9 protein-coding genes are annotated in these 17,050 nt (G+C 45.0%); 5 read left to right on the forward strand and 4 right to left on the reverse strand.

The genetic code is table 11. The features are described from left to right. Window positions 1-109: 109 nt before the first annotated feature. From ACFPFU_RS15775 to ACFPFU_RS15795, 5 genes are all read left to right on the forward strand, one after another. Window positions 110-1,483, forward strand: a complete 1,374-nt coding sequence (locus ACFPFU_RS15775) for a TolC family protein (RefSeq protein WP_377065744.1) — start codon at window positions 110-112, stop codon at window positions 1,481-1,483. A gap of 56 nt (window positions 1,484-1,539) precedes the next feature. Next, a complete protein-coding gene (locus ACFPFU_RS15780) occupies window positions 1,540-2,586 on the forward strand; it encodes an efflux RND transporter periplasmic adaptor subunit (RefSeq protein ID WP_377065745.1) in 1,047 nt (348 codons plus the stop codon). 114 nt (window positions 2,587-2,700) lie between these two features. Next, on the forward strand, window positions 2,701-5,856 hold the full coding sequence (locus ACFPFU_RS15785; RefSeq protein ID WP_377065746.1) for an efflux RND transporter permease subunit: 3,156 nt from the start codon (window positions 2,701-2,703) through the stop codon (window positions 5,854-5,856). A 119-nt stretch (window positions 5,857-5,975) separates the two neighbouring features. After that, on the forward strand, window positions 5,976-6,185 hold the full coding sequence (locus ACFPFU_RS15790) for an acyl carrier protein (protein ID WP_377065747.1): 210 nt from the start codon (window positions 5,976-5,978) through the stop codon (window positions 6,183-6,185). A 41-nt stretch (window positions 6,186-6,226) separates the two neighbouring features. Next, on the forward strand, window positions 6,227-7,420 hold the full coding sequence (locus ACFPFU_RS15795) for a BamA/TamA family outer membrane protein (protein ID WP_377065748.1): 1,194 nt from the start codon (window positions 6,227-6,229) through the stop codon (window positions 7,418-7,420). Between the two features lie 385 nt (window positions 7,421-7,805). On the opposite strand, the gene ACFPFU_RS15800 is transcribed toward ACFPFU_RS15795, so the two are convergent. From ACFPFU_RS15800 to ACFPFU_RS15815, 4 genes are all read right to left on the reverse strand, one after another. Continuing rightward, window positions 7,806-12,053: a hybrid sensor histidine kinase/response regulator transcription factor gene (locus tag ACFPFU_RS15800; RefSeq protein ID WP_377065750.1), complete on the reverse strand. Its 4,248-nt coding sequence runs from the start codon at window positions 12,051-12,053 to the stop codon at window positions 7,806-7,808. 78 nt (window positions 12,054-12,131) lie between these two features. Continuing rightward, a complete protein-coding gene (locus tag ACFPFU_RS15805) occupies window positions 12,132-13,034 on the reverse strand; it encodes an AraC family transcriptional regulator (protein WP_377065752.1) in 903 nt (300 codons plus the stop codon). A 47-nt stretch (window positions 13,035-13,081) separates the two neighbouring features. Beyond that, window positions 13,082-15,247, reverse strand: a complete 2,166-nt coding sequence (locus ACFPFU_RS15810) for a glycoside hydrolase family 31 protein (RefSeq protein WP_377065754.1) — start codon at window positions 15,245-15,247, stop codon at window positions 13,082-13,084. Between the two features lie 121 nt (window positions 15,248-15,368). Next, entirely contained in the window at window positions 15,369-17,045 is a 1,677-nt protein-coding gene (locus tag ACFPFU_RS15815; RefSeq protein WP_377065756.1) for a RagB/SusD family nutrient uptake outer membrane protein, read from the reverse strand. Between the last annotated feature and the right edge of the window lie 5 nt (window positions 17,046-17,050).

The following is a 17,050-nucleotide window of genomic DNA, read 5'->3' on the forward strand; positions in this document are numbered from 1 at the left end:
CTACACCAGCCCGAAAAACCTATGCCGATTCACTTCGGTATTTTATTATTTCTATAAGTTCAAATAAAACTGAACTATTTAAACTAAATGTCTGATATATAATAGTCACATGAGAAAAAACATCTTAAGCATTTTGGCCTTTTGCTTTTTTGGCATAAGCACGCTACCCGCTCAGAACCTTCCTGACGGCGGAGCGGGTGAGGTACTTACCTTGGAGATCTGTGTCAAGACTGCATTGGAAAACAACGCATCTATAAAGAAAGCCCGGCTGGATGAAAGATCGGCCCGTTTTCAGAAAAAGGAAATCATAGGTTCCGGTTTGCCCCAGTTGAAAGCCTATGGCAACTACAACAACTTCCTGGACATCTATCCCCAAGGTATTCCGGGAGGGCTTTTTGATCCGGACGCTGATCCCAACCAGATTAACGTAATTGCTTTTGGCGTCCCCCAAAGTGTAAGAGGGGGATTGGAACTGACCCAATTGGTATATAGCCAATCTTATCTGGTAGGATTAAAAGCGGCCCATACGGCGGAGGAATTCTATCACTTTCTTTCCTTACAAACCGAAGACGATGTCATTTATGATGTGGTCATGAACTATTACAATGTCATGGCGGCGGAGCTTCAGATGGAAAGCCTGAAAGCAAACCATGACAAGCTTTCCCGCCTTAAAACCATCATCCAATCCCAGGTGGACAACGATCTGGCCAGAAGAATTGACCTGAACCGGATTATAGTGAACATGACCACGCTGGAAACCGAGATGGACAACCTCGAAATCGGTGTTGAGCAGAGGACCAACTATCTCAAAATCCTGATGGGCATTCCTGTAGACCTTCCCGTGAAACTGGCCCCTGAGGGACTGGATCTTAACAGCAAGGTTTACCAATCCATCACCCTTGATGCGGACATATCCAACAGGTATGACCTGAAGGTGATGGACAAAAGAAAGGAACTGAACAAGCTGGATATCAAAAACACCATGGCGGGTTATTACCCCACATTGGCAGCGTTTATGGACCTGAACTACAATGCTTTTTCCAACCGTTTTGACTTCCTGGCTGCAAGCCATACATGGTACAGGGGAACGCTTTTGGGGGTTCAACTCAATATTCCTGTGTTTGACGGTTTCCAAAGAAAGAACAAAATAGCCCAGGCTAAAGTCACCTCCGAGCAACTGGAGTGGGATGAAAGGGTCATGAGAGAAACCGTTAACGCAGAATACCTCAACGCTACCAAAAAAATGAACAATTCCCTGAAGGGCCTTCTGGCCCAGAAGGACAACCTCGCACTCTCCGAGCAGGTGTTTGCACAAACGGAAGGCCTATATAAGGAGGGGATGGCCCCTCTTACGGACCTTTTGGATTCCGAGCTGGCACTGAGAGAAGCCCGTTCTGCCTATTACAGACAAGCCGTCAATGTGAAAACCGCTCAAGCGGATCTGCTGAAATCCACGGGCAATATCAAGAACCTTATCAACTGAGAACTTTTAAAAATCCATAAAATGAAGGCCTCAAGCCTAAAAAAAACAGACAAGACATGAAAAAACTCATCACACCTGCACTGCTGGCTTTACTTGCCGTTTGGATAGGTTACACCCTCTTTTCCAACAAAAAGGAAATGAGTGCCAAGGCCGAATCAGCCATGCAGACCAGCAAATATATCCCTGTTAAAACGGAAACCGTGGGCAAATCCCCCTATAGCATAACCTTCACCGCAAACGGGACTTTCCAGCCCAACCAGGAACTTAACCTCCAGTCTGAAGCGAGTGGAAAAGTAGTCAGCATATACAAAAGGAAGGGAGACTTTGTCAGTAAAGGGGACCTCATCGCCAAACTTGACGATGAACTCATTCATGCGGAATGGACGGTTTCTGAGATAAAAACAGCGCAGGCCGAAAAAGATCTCGCCAGGTACCAAAACCTGTCTGGGACGGATGCCATCACAAAAAAACAATTGGAGGAAGCCGAAAATGGATTGGAGATGGCCAAAGCGGAGCTTAAGATGATCCAAAAAAGACTCTCAAATACCGCCATTACTGCACCGATATCGGGAATTATCAACCAGGATTATTTGGAGATAGGCGCGCTTCTTAGCCCGGGTATGCCCATTGCAGACATTGTCAATACAGATTTTATCAAGCTGGTGATAAAAGTGTCCGAAGCGGAAGTAATCAACATCTCCAAAGGGGACCAGGTGAAGGTAGGTGTCGGCACTCTTCCTGACCTAGAACTTGCCGGAGAGGTGGTATTTATCGCCTCAAAAGGTGATGCCACCATGCATTATGAAGTAGAAATCATACTGAAAGACAAACACCAAAATATTCGGCCAGGGATGTATGGCTATGCCGGTTTTTTCTACGGTAAGGACGAAGCCCTGCTCATTGACAGGAAAGCACTTGCTGGAGGGCTGAAAAACCCCGAAGTATTCGTGGTGGAAGACGGCATCGCCATTCGAAAAAAAATCAAAGTGTCCCAACTGGGAGAGGAGAAACTTCTGGTACTCGAAGGGCTTAATGAGGGGGAAAAACTGATCACATCGGGACTTATCAACCTCAAAGACCAGGTGGCTGTAATAGAACGCTAAGGCAAGGACCGGAGATAGCTAAGATATATGGAAGAAATCAGAGGAAAAAAAGTCACAGGCAAGCATCCCTCTTCGTCCGATGATTTTTAGCTATTCCATTTTACCAAAATATATATGAAAATAACAAAGATATCCATCAAGAGACCTACACTGGTGGTAGTGGTCTTTACTGTGCTGACTTTGCTTGGGATATTCTCCTATAGCCAGATGTCATATGAACTGCTACCCAAATTTTCAGTGAATGTGGTAACTGTTTCAACCCTGTATCCAGGCGCCGCGCCATCGGAGGTGGAGAGTTCCCTGACCAGAAAGCTGGAGGACGCCCTTTCTTCGCTGGAAGGGATCGATATGATGAAATCAACCTCCTTGGAAAGCTTTTCCATTATCACCATTGAGCTTGCTGATGGTACGGATGTCGATATGGCATTACAGGATGCCCAGAGAAAAATAAACGCCATCCTCGGAGACCTGCCCGATGATGCCGATCCACCTTCTTTGGGCAAGTTCAGCCTGGATGACATGCCCATCATACAAATGGGGGTTTCTTCTTCCCTGGACCCGGCGGCTTTCTTTGACCTTATCGACAAAAAAATCCAGCCGGCACTTGCCCAGGTCGAAGGTGTGGCCCAGGTCAATATGCTCGGCGGTGCGGAAAGGGAAATAAAAGTAAATCTCAGCAGCAGCAAAATGGATGCGTACGGCGTTTCCCCTTTACAGGTGAACAGGGCAATCGCTTCGGCAAACCTTGACTTTCCAACCGGAAAAATCAAAAACCCGAATGAGCAGTTACTTATAAGACTTGCAGGGAAATTCAATGATGTGGCCGAAATCAGTCAGTTGGTCGTGTCCACTGCCAATGATTCGCCGGTAAAGATAAAAGACATTGCGGAAATACAGGATAGCTTCAAGGACGAGGAGATCGTTACACGGGTAAACGGAAAACCAGCCATAGGGCTTTCCATACAGAAGCAATCCGATGCCAATGCGGTGGCTGTTTCCGAAAAGGTGGAAAAGCTTCTCCACGAACTCGAACAGACCTATGCGGAAACCCATCTGCAGTTTGATGTATCGCAGGATTCGTCGGAATTCACGCTGGAAGCAGCCAATGATGTCATCAAAGACCTTATCATTGCCGTTATCCTGGTGGCGGTCATCATGTTGCTCTTCCTTCACAGCATCAGAAATGCCATCATTGTCATGCTGGCTGTACCGCTGTCCATCATCGCCACTTTTACGGTCATGTATCTGGCGGGCTTTACCCTAAACCTGATGAGTCTTCTGGCTTTGTCCCTGGTAGTGGGAATTCTTGTGGATGATGCCATTGTGGTTATCGAAAACATCTACCGCCATATAGAAAAAGGCAAGGCAGTGACACAAGCTTCCTATGATGGCATCAAGGAAATCGGTGGCACCGTGACTTCTATCACCTTGGTAATCGTGGTGGTATTTGTACCCCTTTCCATGACGGGGGGATTGATAGCGGGTATCCTTACGCAGTTCAGCATCACGGTAGCCGTGGCCACTTTGATGAGCTTATTGGTTGCCTTTACCCTCATCCCCTTGATGACCTCCCGCTTTTCCAGATTGGAACATCTCCGTTCTGAAAGTCTCTTCGGAAGACTCATTTTGGGATTTGAAGGACTGCTGACAAGGTTTGTGGCTTGGCTTAAAGGCATACTTACCTGGTCTTTTGACCATAAGGCCATCACCCTGGCGCTCACCTTTGTCCTTTTTGTTTCCTCCTTTTTCCTCGTGGGCAAAGGCTTTATAGGGTCCGAGTTTATCAGCGAAGGAGACAAGGGGGAATTCATCATCAGGCTGGAAATGCCCAAAGAAAGCACCTTGGAGCAGACCAACTTCAAAACAATGGAAGTGGAAAGTTATTTGGCCGGCTTTCCGGAAGTGAAAGAGCTGTTTACTACGGTAGGCATGACTACGGGATCCATGTCCGGATCGCAAGCCACACCCTATGCCTCGGAAATATTGGTCTCCATGGTGCCTGCCGATAAACGGAACATTAGGGCACCTGAATTTTCGAGAAAGGTGGAGATCCAACTGGAGGAAAACATACTCGGAGCGGAATTCACCGCCGTTCCCGTGAGCATTACAGGTACCGCCAATGATGCCCCCATACAGATCATCGTTTCCGGCCCCGATCTCGACAGATTAGTAGATGTCTCCGACCGGATAATGACTGAAATGGAAAAGGTACCCGGAACCAGAAAGATCAAGACCACAATGGAAACCGGCAACCCGGAGATCAAGGTGGAAGTGGACCGGGCCAAAATGGCCGAGCTGGGGTTGAGCATGGATATCGTAGGCGGCACTTTGCAGGTGGCCTTCAACGGCAATACTGATTCTAAGTTCAGGGATGGGGAATATGAATACGACATCAATATCCGTCTGGATGAATTTGATAGGAAATCCACTGCGGACATAAGCAACATCAGCTTTCTCAACGACAAAGGTGAAGTCATAGGTCTTAAACAATTCGCATCCGTGATTGCCTCAGAAGGTCCCAGCCAACTGGAAAGAAAAAACAGGATCAGTTCTATCACTATACAATCACAGGTGGCAGGGAGAACCACCGGAATGGTAGGTGCCGAAATTCAGGAACATATAGCTGCCTTGGACATACCCCGGGAGGTAAGCATCAGCTATGAAGGGGATATGAAAATGCAGGAAGACGGTTTTGGGAGCCTGGGTATAGCACTGATGGCCTCTATCCTGCTCATCTATTTCATCATGGTGGCATTATACGATAGTTATGTGTATCCGCTTGTGGTGATGTTTTCACTTCCACTGGCCATCATTGGGTCGCTTTTGGCGCTTGCCATGACTTCCTCCTCTTTGAGCATTTTCAGCATCCTTGGTTTGATCATGCTTATGGGACTGGTGGCCAAGAATGCCATTCTTTTGGTGGATTTCACCAACCAACTCAAAGCTGCGGGAATGCAGGTACGGGAAGCCCTGCTCAAGTCGGTGGAAATCAGGTTCCGGCCTATTCTCATGACCACGCTGGCCATGGTCATCGGAATGCTTCCTATTGCCCTGGCATCCGGAGCCGGCGCGGAGTGGAAAAACGGGTTGGCCTGGGCCATTATAGGCGGGCTCATCTCTTCCATGTTCCTGACCATGGTGGTCGTGCCGGTGATCTATTACATCTTTGACCGCATCTTGGCCCAATTCAATATGAATAGGAAAAAGGAAATCCACCTGGAAGAAACAGACCTATCGGAAATGGAATCAGAAGCTGCCGCATATGTCTGAAAGCCCTTGTCCAGCCGGGAGGAGGTACTTCCTCCCGGTGGCAAGGCACCAATGATACAGAAACAAAGTTAAACCTCACCATTCAACATATCATGAAACAGTATCGTCAAATAAAAAAAATGATAGAAGTATTTCGTCTTTACGGAATACAGACCATAGGGAAAAAAAAATTCGCCAGTTTTTATAGCGACCTGAAAATGGACAAAATATACGTACAGGGCCTGATTTACGAACTCGAACTCACGGTCAACAGACAGATATCAGATACGCAGGCAGCTACCGTGGAATCCCCTGCCCAATTGATAGAGATTTTGGTACCCATGAACTAGTGGATACTTGGAATTAAAAGGTCTTTTTACTGGATTTAGTTATGCCCCGTAATCATTTAAGGGATATTATCGGGAAGGTCACGGGATCGGGATCAAGTTATGCATGCCTGGCTTTGATTCTTTCCTTGTGCCTCCGTGCTGATGTTTATGCCCAAAACCCCAGTCTGGTCAAAAGATACATTGCCTCGGTGACCCGGGACACTGCCGATGTCTCCAGGCCACAGGCCCTGGTATATCCTACATTCGGGTATTCTCCGGAAACGGGGATAGAGGTAGGCCTGAGTGGATTGCTGCTCTTTTACCACCACAAGGATACTTCCAACAGGTTGAGTGAGGTTACTGCCCGGGCCTTTTATACGCTCGAAAACCAATATGGTGCCTTCTCGGAACATGCACTTTATGCCGACCAAGACCGCTGGTTTTTCCTGGGAGAAGTCAGGTTCCAGGACTTTCCGCTTGCGTTTTACGGGATTGGGCCGGACACCGAAAAGGACAGGGAACAGTTGGTGGAATCCAGGCAGCTAATGGTCAAAGAGCGGGTGCTTAGGAAAATACACAGGAATATTTTCTTTGGGGTGGAGGCGGAATACAGCAAAACATCTGACGTTACGTTCCTGCCACCGAAGCATCCGTCACAGCTACCGGAGGAGATAGCCGGCCAGAACGGGTTCAGTAACTTTGCCCTTGGCTTGGGACTGGTTCTGGACAGCAGGCACAATGTGCTCAATGTCAGAGATGGATATTTTTCGGAACTGGCAGTGTTGCAATCCATAAGAAACTTTGGCAGTACCTATGATTATGGTTATCTGTCATTGGACAACAGGTATTTCAAATCCTTCCATAAAGACCGGGTGTTGGCCTTACAAGGGTTTTATCAACGGAATTGGGGAGATACCCCTTTCAACCAACTGCCACAGCTCGGAGGGCCGAACCTGCTCAGGGGCTACTATTTGGGAAGATTCAGGGACAAAGAACTACTCGCCATACAGGCCGAGTACAGGTACCTGCCCCTACCGCTGGGTTTCACCGAGAGGATAGGTGCCGCGGGTTTTGCGTCGGCCGGTACGGTAGGGCCCGGTGAAGGAGTCCCCATCCTCACCGGCAAGTGGAAAACCTCTGCGGGTATGGGACTCAGGGTACTTCTGTTCCCCAAAAAAGACATCTACGTCCGTTGGGATTTTGCTTTTACCAATGAAGGCCAGGGGATGTATATTTATATTGGCGAGGCCTATTGACAGAACGTGCCGTAAAACTCATTCATAATGTAATGGTAAACAGCTTCCCTCCCGTTCTACATCTGTAAGTACTTGGAGAAATACAGCCGTCAGTCCGGGCGGCGCTTTATCAATGGTTCGTTATTTGATTTAGGTAATATAAATAATAAACAATACCATTGCTACGACAAATAGCATCAACATCCAATCCACACTTTTAAATTGGAGAAATTTTTTATATTTCTTCATGCCGTTTAATGTTTAGGTCAAAGTTGACAAAGACAGGCCTTTTTTGCGGGGAATAATAGTTCTAAGTTTGGTTAAAAAGTGTTCCATAACTGATTAAATAGATTGACAAGGGAATTTATTCGGATTGGTTTTTCTCTTTTCCCGGGTAGAATATCTTTCAGGTTGCCAGGGAGTTATTTTTAGCCGCCCCGCTCTCCGCAGCAAAATCCCGGGGGGATTTTCCAAAAAAAGCTTTAAATGACTTGCTGAAGTATTTAGGGTCACTGAAACCCACTTTGTACGCCACATCGCTTATGGTAGCCCCCTCTTCCAGTACTAATTGGGCGGCTTTTTTTAACCTGATATGGTTGATAAGTTCGATGACACTCAGGTCAGTAAGTTGCTTTAGCTTACGGTAAAGTACGGGCCTGCTAAGACCTAGCTGAAAAGCAAGGGTGGTCACATTGAAATCGTTTTGTCCGATGTTTTCCTCAATGATTTTTACAACGGACTTCAAGAATGTGTCCTCAGGGGAAACGGTATCTTCCTTTTTGGGATTTAACAGGTATTCCCTCACAAATTTTTTTCTGAATGACTCCCTATTTTTTAGGATGTTGGTGACCTTAAGCTTTAATACGTCTATTTGGAATGGTTTTGTGATATAATCATCGCTTCCGGTTTTAAGTCCCGTCAACATGCTTTCCATAGAGGTTCTGGCGGTAAGCAGTATGACGGGAATATGGCTGGTTTGAAGGTCTCCTTTAATTAGGCTAAGCAGTGCGATACCATCACATTTTGGCATCATGATGTCACTGATCACCAAATCCGGCAAATGCTTTTGTGCAATCTTCCAACCTATTTCACCATCCCGGGCCTCAAGTACCTTATAGGAATCTCTCAAACTCTCCGCCATCAACATTCTAAGCTCTTCATTATCTTCTACAATCAGCAAGGTCCCCTGGTTTTCGGGTTTTGAAACCGCCAATGATTTTCTGTTTTTTGATAAATAATGATCATTGACCGGTTCGAGATCAGTTAGCCAAGTTTCGGTATTCCAGAACGTATGGTCTCCCTCAGGGCCGGAGACATCAAGCTGGTTTTCCTCAAAGTGGGCTTTTCCTAGAGGGAGTAAAACCACGAAGGTGGTTTCATTAGCAGCCTCAGTCTGAATATCACTGGAGGCATAAATTTCGCCACCGTGGGCTTTTACAATGGATTTTGCCAGTGCCAGCCCCAAACCTGAGCTGTTTGCGGGATTTTGACAGCTGTTATGGTGATCATTTACCTGGTAGAAACTGTTAAAAATCGTTTTCAGATCTTCTTCAGGAATACCTATCCCGTTGTCCCTAACCGAAAATTTTGCAGCACCTTTGGGATAAAGGTTGTCTGGTGCCAATTTGTCGATGCTTACTACTATTTCACCATTTTCGGGAGTATACTTAAACGCATTTGAAAGCAGGTTTACGATCACCTTTTCGATCATATCGAGATCCACATATACATGCATCCCGTCGATATTCCTTTCAAATTTTAACGATATGTTCTTCTCTTGGGCATAAAGACCAAACGTCAGCAATACTTCCTGAAGAAATTTAACCAAATCCTGGGGAGCGATTTTAGGTTGATTCATCCCACTTTCCTGTTTGCGGAAATCCAGCAGCTGGTTGACCAATTTAAGCAGTTTGTTGGTATTTCTTTTGATGATTTGAAGCATGTATCTGCTGTCTTCCGGTATTTTGCTCTCCTTCAACAGCTGTTCTATCGGAGTGATGATAAGGGTCAAAGGCGTCCTGAATTCATGTGAAATATTGGTGAAAAAATTCAGTTTGATTTCATGGATCTCCTCTTGCCTGACCTTCTCCAAATGTTCCAACTGAAGATCATGCTGAAGCTTCGCCCTCACCTGAATAAAGTTTACCAAAAGCAATACTGACCCCATCACCATACAGCCATAAAGGGTATATGCCCACCATGTCTTCCAGGGTGGAGGCAGAATTTTTATTTCCAAAGTTGCAGGCAAATGATTCCATAAACCATCATTATTGGCTCCTTTAACCAGAAAAGTATAATTCCCCGCATTGAGATTGGTATAAGTAGCCGAAGGGTTGTTCACGTAATTCCAAGCCTCCTCGAAGCCGTCCAATTTATAAGCAAATTGATTCTTTTTGGGAAAAAGATAATTCAAGACAGCAAATTCTATAGTAAAGATGTTCTGATCGTGTTTAAGGGTTATTTTACTGGTCGCCGATATGTGTTTTTTTAAAACTTGCTTTTCGCCGGGTTCCACGGATTTATTAAAAAGTTTTAAGTCCGTTAATACCACAGGGGGGACATAAGTGTTTTGTTTCAGACTGTCTGGATGAAAAACCGTTAGGCCCTGCGAGCTTCCGAACGCTATTTCACCATTTTTCAGTTTGGTGTAGGCGCCAAGAACAAATTCGTTTCCACTGATTCCGTCATCTTTATCAAAGTTTTTGGCCGAACGCTGTTCAGGATTGAATTTGGATATCCCGTTGTTGGTGCTTAACCATAAATTTCCCTGATCATCTTCCGAAATACCAAATATATTATTTCCAGCCAAGCCATCTTGGGTAGTAAAATGTATGAAACCTTTGGTTTCAGGATCGAAAAGATTCAGTCCATGACTATATGTACCTGCCCATATCCTTCCTTTTTTATCTTCGAACAAGCTGACCACCATTTCTCCGCTTATAGAGCTGGAATCGTGCAACGAATAATTAAAAATCTCGAATTCCTTTCTGCCTTTCCATTTCACGTTCAGTCCATTTTCTGTGCCCACCCACAGATTGTCTTCAGAATCAACCATCAGCGTCCGGATATAATCCGAGCTCAAATGGTATTGTCCTGTCTTGAATTCACTGTATAAATCAAAAGCATGGACCGTTGGTTCAGGCATATGGTTCAATCCGCCGCCATGAGTTCCAAACCACATACCTCCCTGTCTATCTTCTGCTATGGCATACACACTGTTATCGGAAAGCGAATTTGAGACGGCCGGATCATTTTTGATATGCTCAAACCCGTCAGATCCTTTTCTCAATAAATTTACCCCTCCTAAATAAGTTCCTATCCACAAGTGCCCTTTTTTATCAATATGAAGTACTTTGATGCTGTTGTGGCTTATACTATGAGGATCGGAGGGGTCATGTAGATACGATTTGATGTTTCCGCTTTTTCTATTTAAAAAGTTAATGCCCCCGCCGTCAGTTCCAATCCATATCTCATCACTTCCCGTTTCCACTATGCTGCTCACTACATGATGGCTTAAACTATTGGTATAAGGGGAGTAGGTATAATTGTCAAACACGGGAATATCTCTAAAAAGAATATTTACCCCGCCCAAATAAGTTCCTACCCAAATATCGCCTTTTTGGTCCTGGAAAATGGGTCTTATGGAATTATGGGACAGTGAATACGGGTCTTTCTGATCGGCCACAAACCGTGACCATTCGCCCTCTTCTGAAAAATAATTTAATCCCTTAAAAGTACCGACCCAGTACCCTCCTTTTCTATCCTTCAGAATGGACCTGATTTCATTATCAGCCAATCCACCTACAACGTGGTTCTGATGGGTAATGTAGGTGAATTCATTCTTTATCTTATTGTACACATTGATCCCGCCGGTCTTTGTGCCTATCCAGAATACCCCCTCGTTTATTTCAAGGATAGTAGTTACATTGTCGTCATTTAAGCCCTGCCCATTTTTGCCGGAGAAATATTTTCCTAAAAGGGTGAGCTTTGTCCCCTGTTGGGGGGCATGGGTAGGCTCGGTTAAATAGAGACCATTTTCAGTACACAACCAGATATTTCCCTCCTTATCCTCATAAAGGTCCTGGATAGCACTACTGCCAACTTCGCCATCTGCAAACAAATCCTGATGAAAAACCAATGTTGGCGAATCGGTATTTTTCTCCAACACATATAATCCTACACTGCTGGCCACCCATACCCTTCCGTTTCGATCTTCCCTGATGGAAAAGATAAGCGGTTGTTTTTCAACCTTATTTCCACCGGGGCCCGTTAAAATTACCCGATGAAATTTTTCCAAATCCGAATCGTATAAATTCAGCCCAGAATAGGTTCCAACCCACAGCCTTTGATACCGGTCTTCAAAAAGTGAAATGACGTAGTTGTCAGAAAGCGACAAGGAGTCTCCCTGTTGGTTCCTATAGACGGTAAATTTCCGCGTATCAAATTTGTTGAGACCATCCCGGGTTCCTAACCAAATTAAACCCTTGTGGTCTTGATAGATAGAAAAGACACCCCCTTGAGATAAACCGTCCTCAACCGTCAGATGGCTGAATTTGAAAGCGTTGGTTTGGGAAACCCCTTTTTGACCACATAGCAGTACATGCAACAATAGAATCGGCAAAAAAACGATGAGGGTTGCTTTAGGCTTTTTCACTGAATGAAATTAACGAATTATCATTTCCGGTTCAAATAAAGTTGATGTCCTGCGTTGTTTTATTTGATAAACGGGGTGTTATTGGGGTATTAAACAGCTTTGCTCCGGTTTTTTAAAATAAAATTGCTGATATTTTAAAGGACTCATTCCCACGATCCTGTTGAAGCATTTATAGAAATAGGTGAAATTATTATAGCCGCTCTCAGAGGCAACTATTTGAATGTTGGTTTGATTTTTCACCAACAGATGACAGGCGTGCCCAATTCTTATTTCATTTAAAAGTTCCGTATAGGTTATCCCGAGGTTTAGTTTAATAAAGCGACAAAAATAATGCGGGCACAGGTTGGCTATTTCCGCTATTTCATCCAGCTCCACTTTTCTCCTGAAATTTTTGAGCAGGTAATCATACACAGCCTGAATTCTGGGATCCGTCATATCCCATGAAAAGTGCCTCGCATATCCCAAGGTAGCCAAAATCCTCACCTCGTCACAATCGGAAATGACTGTTAAAATCTCAAGCAGGAGGATTATTCTTTCCGTACCTTCCGACTTTTCAGCCAGGTCCATTAATTCCCCTACCCTGTCTTTGGTCTTTCCCGAAATCTCCAAGCCCCTTTTTGCTTTGGAAAGCGTGGATTTGATTTGTTTATTTTCGGGGAGATTAAGAAAATCATCTCCCCAAAAATTTTCTTTAAAATGAAAGACCTGGACTGTGGACTTATTTTTGGAATGACCAGGCCGTACGCATCTTTCATCAAATCTCCAAAAATGAGAGAGACCGGCTCCGATTAAAACCATTTTATCGCTTTGAAAATAATTGATCTTATTACCGATAACCTGAAGTCCTTTAGCTTTTTTGATATGGATGAGTTCCACTTCCCTATGATAATGCAAAAGGCTATTGTTTTGAGGTAGCTGACTCTTCTTTATGACAAAAGATTGGGAATGGTCATTAATGACATTGGTTAACCGAGGTTCCATGTTTTATCCGGGTTAAATTTCAGTACCTGATCGGATTAGCCGATATGTTATTTTGACATAAACCGCCAAGTAATCTGATCGATGTTATTGGGTTTGTTTTTTTCATTTTCTGAAATGCTTCCTTTGAATTTCCCATCTTTTTGTTTTTCGACTTTAATTTCCCTCCACGAGAAAATCCCCTGCTCATAATCGAATGTTTCCCCATCATCATCATATAATTGATAGGTTCCTTGTTGGTCTCCATAATGCCTGATTTCCAGATTTATCTTTTCTCCTTTTTTTGGAGCATGGAGCTTGGGGTCAGTCATAGGGATGATACCGCCATTCTTGACAAATACAGGGATCTTATCCAAACCTGGCGTGACCGTGATTATCTCTCCTTCCCCCACATAGTCTCCTGTATAGAAATCAAACCACTTTCCTTTCGGTAAAATCACCTCTCTTGAAGATTGTCCCGTAAACATAGGTGCCACGAGGAGAAATTCCCCCGCCATAAACTGGTCCTTGACTTCCTTTCTGACGGCTTCGGCATAAGGGTTGGCTTCCAGATCTGCCTGATCATCGGATATGGTGGCCTGTTCCTGATCCATCGAAAAGCCCTCTTCCAGATTCATGGCCCTGATAGGGGGAATACCCATAAAATGATATTTGGCAAATTCAGAGTACCAATAGGGCATCATCCGCATTCTTAAAAGTGCCATTTTTTTGACTTCATCTGCGACTTCGGGGTAAGACCAGGGTTTGGTGCCGCTGGACCAGGCATTGATCATTGCCATAGGAGAAAAAACAACCGACTGCATCCTTCTCAGCCATTCTTCTGCGGTTTTGGAAGCCCGCGCTTCAGGAGTCCAAAGCACGCCGGAAAAACTGCTGTTGATCAAGGCGGTAATAAAATCCTGATGGTTATAATAATCATTGTAAATCACATAGGGAAAAGATGTTCCGCCCGCATTGGAGGCCCTTATCAGGCCATAGGTACGTTGGTTTCGCTTTTTAAAAAGCGCTGCACTTTGCTTCTGAACCAACAGGCCATAGGTTTGGCGAATCTGCTCAGCGCTGAGTGCTGAGGGGAATTTGGCAACATCAGGCCATAAATAACGGTCATAACCATCCACTTCATCAATCTTGTACCCACTCACCCCGATTTCCAGGTGTTGTTTTTCAAACTGGTTCCAAAAAATCTCTTTGGTTTCCTGAAGCGTAAAATCAGGAACGATGCCCGCCCATACCGTATGCGTTCCGGTATAAGGCAAAATCTTGTCATAAATCGGCGATTCCGGAGACACATATGGGTTTACCCAAAGGTTAACCCTGACACCCATTTGTTTCAGTTCTTTGATAAATGACTCCGGGTCGGGAAACCGGCCTTTATCCCAAATAAAGGTATTGGGATACGATTTGCTTTGCCAGCCGGGCTCAAGACCAATGAAGTCCAGAGGGTAGCCTTTCTCCTCAAATGCTTTGGCTTCTTCAATTACTTCGTCAGAGGTAAATAGCTTATGAACCCTTTGCGTAAATCCCAAACCCCATCTGGGCGGCAAAGGCCCGCCCCCAGTAAATAAATTGTACCTTTTTACCGCATCAAGTGGTGTGGGGCCTGCAAAAACATACACCTCCACGCCTTCGGATGGGACCAATATCTCTACCGCATCTGAATACGGTCTTGAGGTCCACCTTCTGTCTGTATTCCTGTCCCTGGCTTCAGGTGCATTTTCGCTGTCCTTTCTGGCGGCCGACCCTGCATAGACATCTATGTACCGGGCTGAATTTATAAAAACACCGTACCCTTTTGATGAAACATAGAAAGGTACAGGCGCATGTGTCCTGCCATTATCCCTTCCTCCGTAGTGGTCGACATGCAAACGGAGAATCTGTCCCCTCTGGTGTACGGTTTTGAAATTGAGTCCGAACCCGAATATTTGTTCCTCCTTTTCCAGCGGGAATAAAAGATGGGTCTGACGATGAACAGTATCCGCCTTTATCATGGATGTCTCAAAAGGAAATACGCCTTCATCAAGCCTTTTAATCGCTTCAAGTCTTGGTGGAACATCAGCCGCCTTGAGCAAATCAAACGCGTCCGGAGAACCGACTACCGCCTTCCACACTCCCGGAGCCACTTCCTCCCAAGCCGTTTTTTGAGCATATAAGATACATGAGGTTAAAAATAAAGCTAAGGTTAAGATTCTTTTTTTAGCGCTAAATAATTGTGTCATTATAGTATTTTAGATAATGGTCTGCTTTCCGATAGCGTATACTGCTGGTTTCAAATAGTAGATAAGGTTGAAAAAGCATCCAGTAAGGAATGATGCAAACTTCCTTACTGGATGGGCTTCTTTATTGGAGAGGATCGAAAGTCCCACCCGGCCAGCCGGCCGTTTGTTCCAGATTGCTGTTGAGCTGCAAATGGGTCATGGGTATCGCATAAAAATAGTATTCCGGTTGCCAGTTTATGTCAAACTGAAAATCCACTTCAATGACCTCATGGACAAAATAGTTTTCATATTCTTCTTCCAGGTCGGCATTTTCCATCTCCTCTTTGGTGACCCCTTCTTTCAGATCAATTCTCAGGCCATGCCTCCTGCTACCATTAAGTTCACTCTCAAACAACCTGTTTCTTCTCAGATCCCAATGTCTTTTGGACTCAAACGCCAACTCGATTCTTCTTTCATGGAGAATGGCCTCATGCATCGCTTGCTGATCCATATTCGGGGCAAGTCCGTATAGGCTGTTGCTTCCGCTTTCAATTCCCGCTCGTTCCCGGATGGCGGTAAGTGCTTCGTAGGCTTCATCCCGCCGGCCAACAGCATTGGCACTTTCCGCGAGGTTGAGGAGCAGTTCGGCATATCTTAATTCAATCCACATTGTCGTTCCCTGGTGGGCTGCAAATGGATCATCTGCTTCATTGATCGCTTTTCTACAATAAAACCCGGTTTGGGTAGGATTATTGGCTTCGCCGCCGGCATAGGTCCATTGGCGTCTTCCTGATTTCCCACTCAATTCCCATAAAGTCCCATTATAGGCAATAGTGGCTTTGAACCTTGGATCCCGGTTTTGCCAAAAATACATTTCATCATAATCCGGATGGTCGTCCACAGGTCTCCCATCTTGCATAGGGAAGGCTTTGACCATTTCCCAGGTGGGCCAGTTTCCGCCAGTGGCATTTTGTGACTCATCCAGTGGTCTTGTTGCTGCTGCCCATTGATGGGTGTTGAGCGGAAATTCGTACCTTTGAACAAATATGGCCTCTCTGTTCATTTCATCGAACCACATATTTTCAAAATTATCGTATAGACCAAATCCCCTTTCGTCTAAATATGTTTTTGCTGCCAGATTGGCCTCATAGGCCTCTTGCCAGCGGCCGAGATCATTTTCGGGATTAAATTGAGGGCTTGCATAAAAAAGCAAAAACCTCCCTTTGACCGCCAGAGCCGTTCCTTTATGGACATGTCCGTCATTATCACCTGAACCTGCCGAAATCTCAGGTAACAAGGCGATCGCCTGATCAAGATCTGATATGATCTGTCCCATGGCCTCCGAAGTAGCATTTCTTTCTACCAGTAAATTATCATCCAATTCCTGGGGAACGAGGACCAACGGTACTCCCCCATATCGGTTGACCATTCCAAAATACCTCCAGGCCCTGAAGAAAAGGGCCTCCCCTTTGAGCCTGTTTTTAAGCCCCTCGTCAATATCCCCCCCGTCAATATTCTGCAAGAGGATGTTGATGTTTCTTATCTGGGTATAGGGCCAATGGTTGACTGAGTTTTCTGTCAGTTGGCCATACATATGGCCTCCGCCCCCATTGGATTCATCAGACATATTTGCTTCGCCGGTGGACCAGCCGGGCAAATTGTCCGCATAGATCTTATTCACGTAGGCCTCGGCCAATAAAGCGTCACTCCACACATCGGTTTCATTCACCGCACTTAAATCTTCCAGATCCAGAATTTCGTGACAGTTCGTCATCAATATCCCGAATATCAATATCAATATGGATTGTATTTTTCTCATGTGTA

The sequence above is a fragment of the Negadavirga shengliensis genome (assembly GCF_042652345.1).
Lineage (GTDB): Bacteria > Bacteroidota > Bacteroidia > Cytophagales > Cyclobacteriaceae > Negadavirga > Negadavirga shengliensis.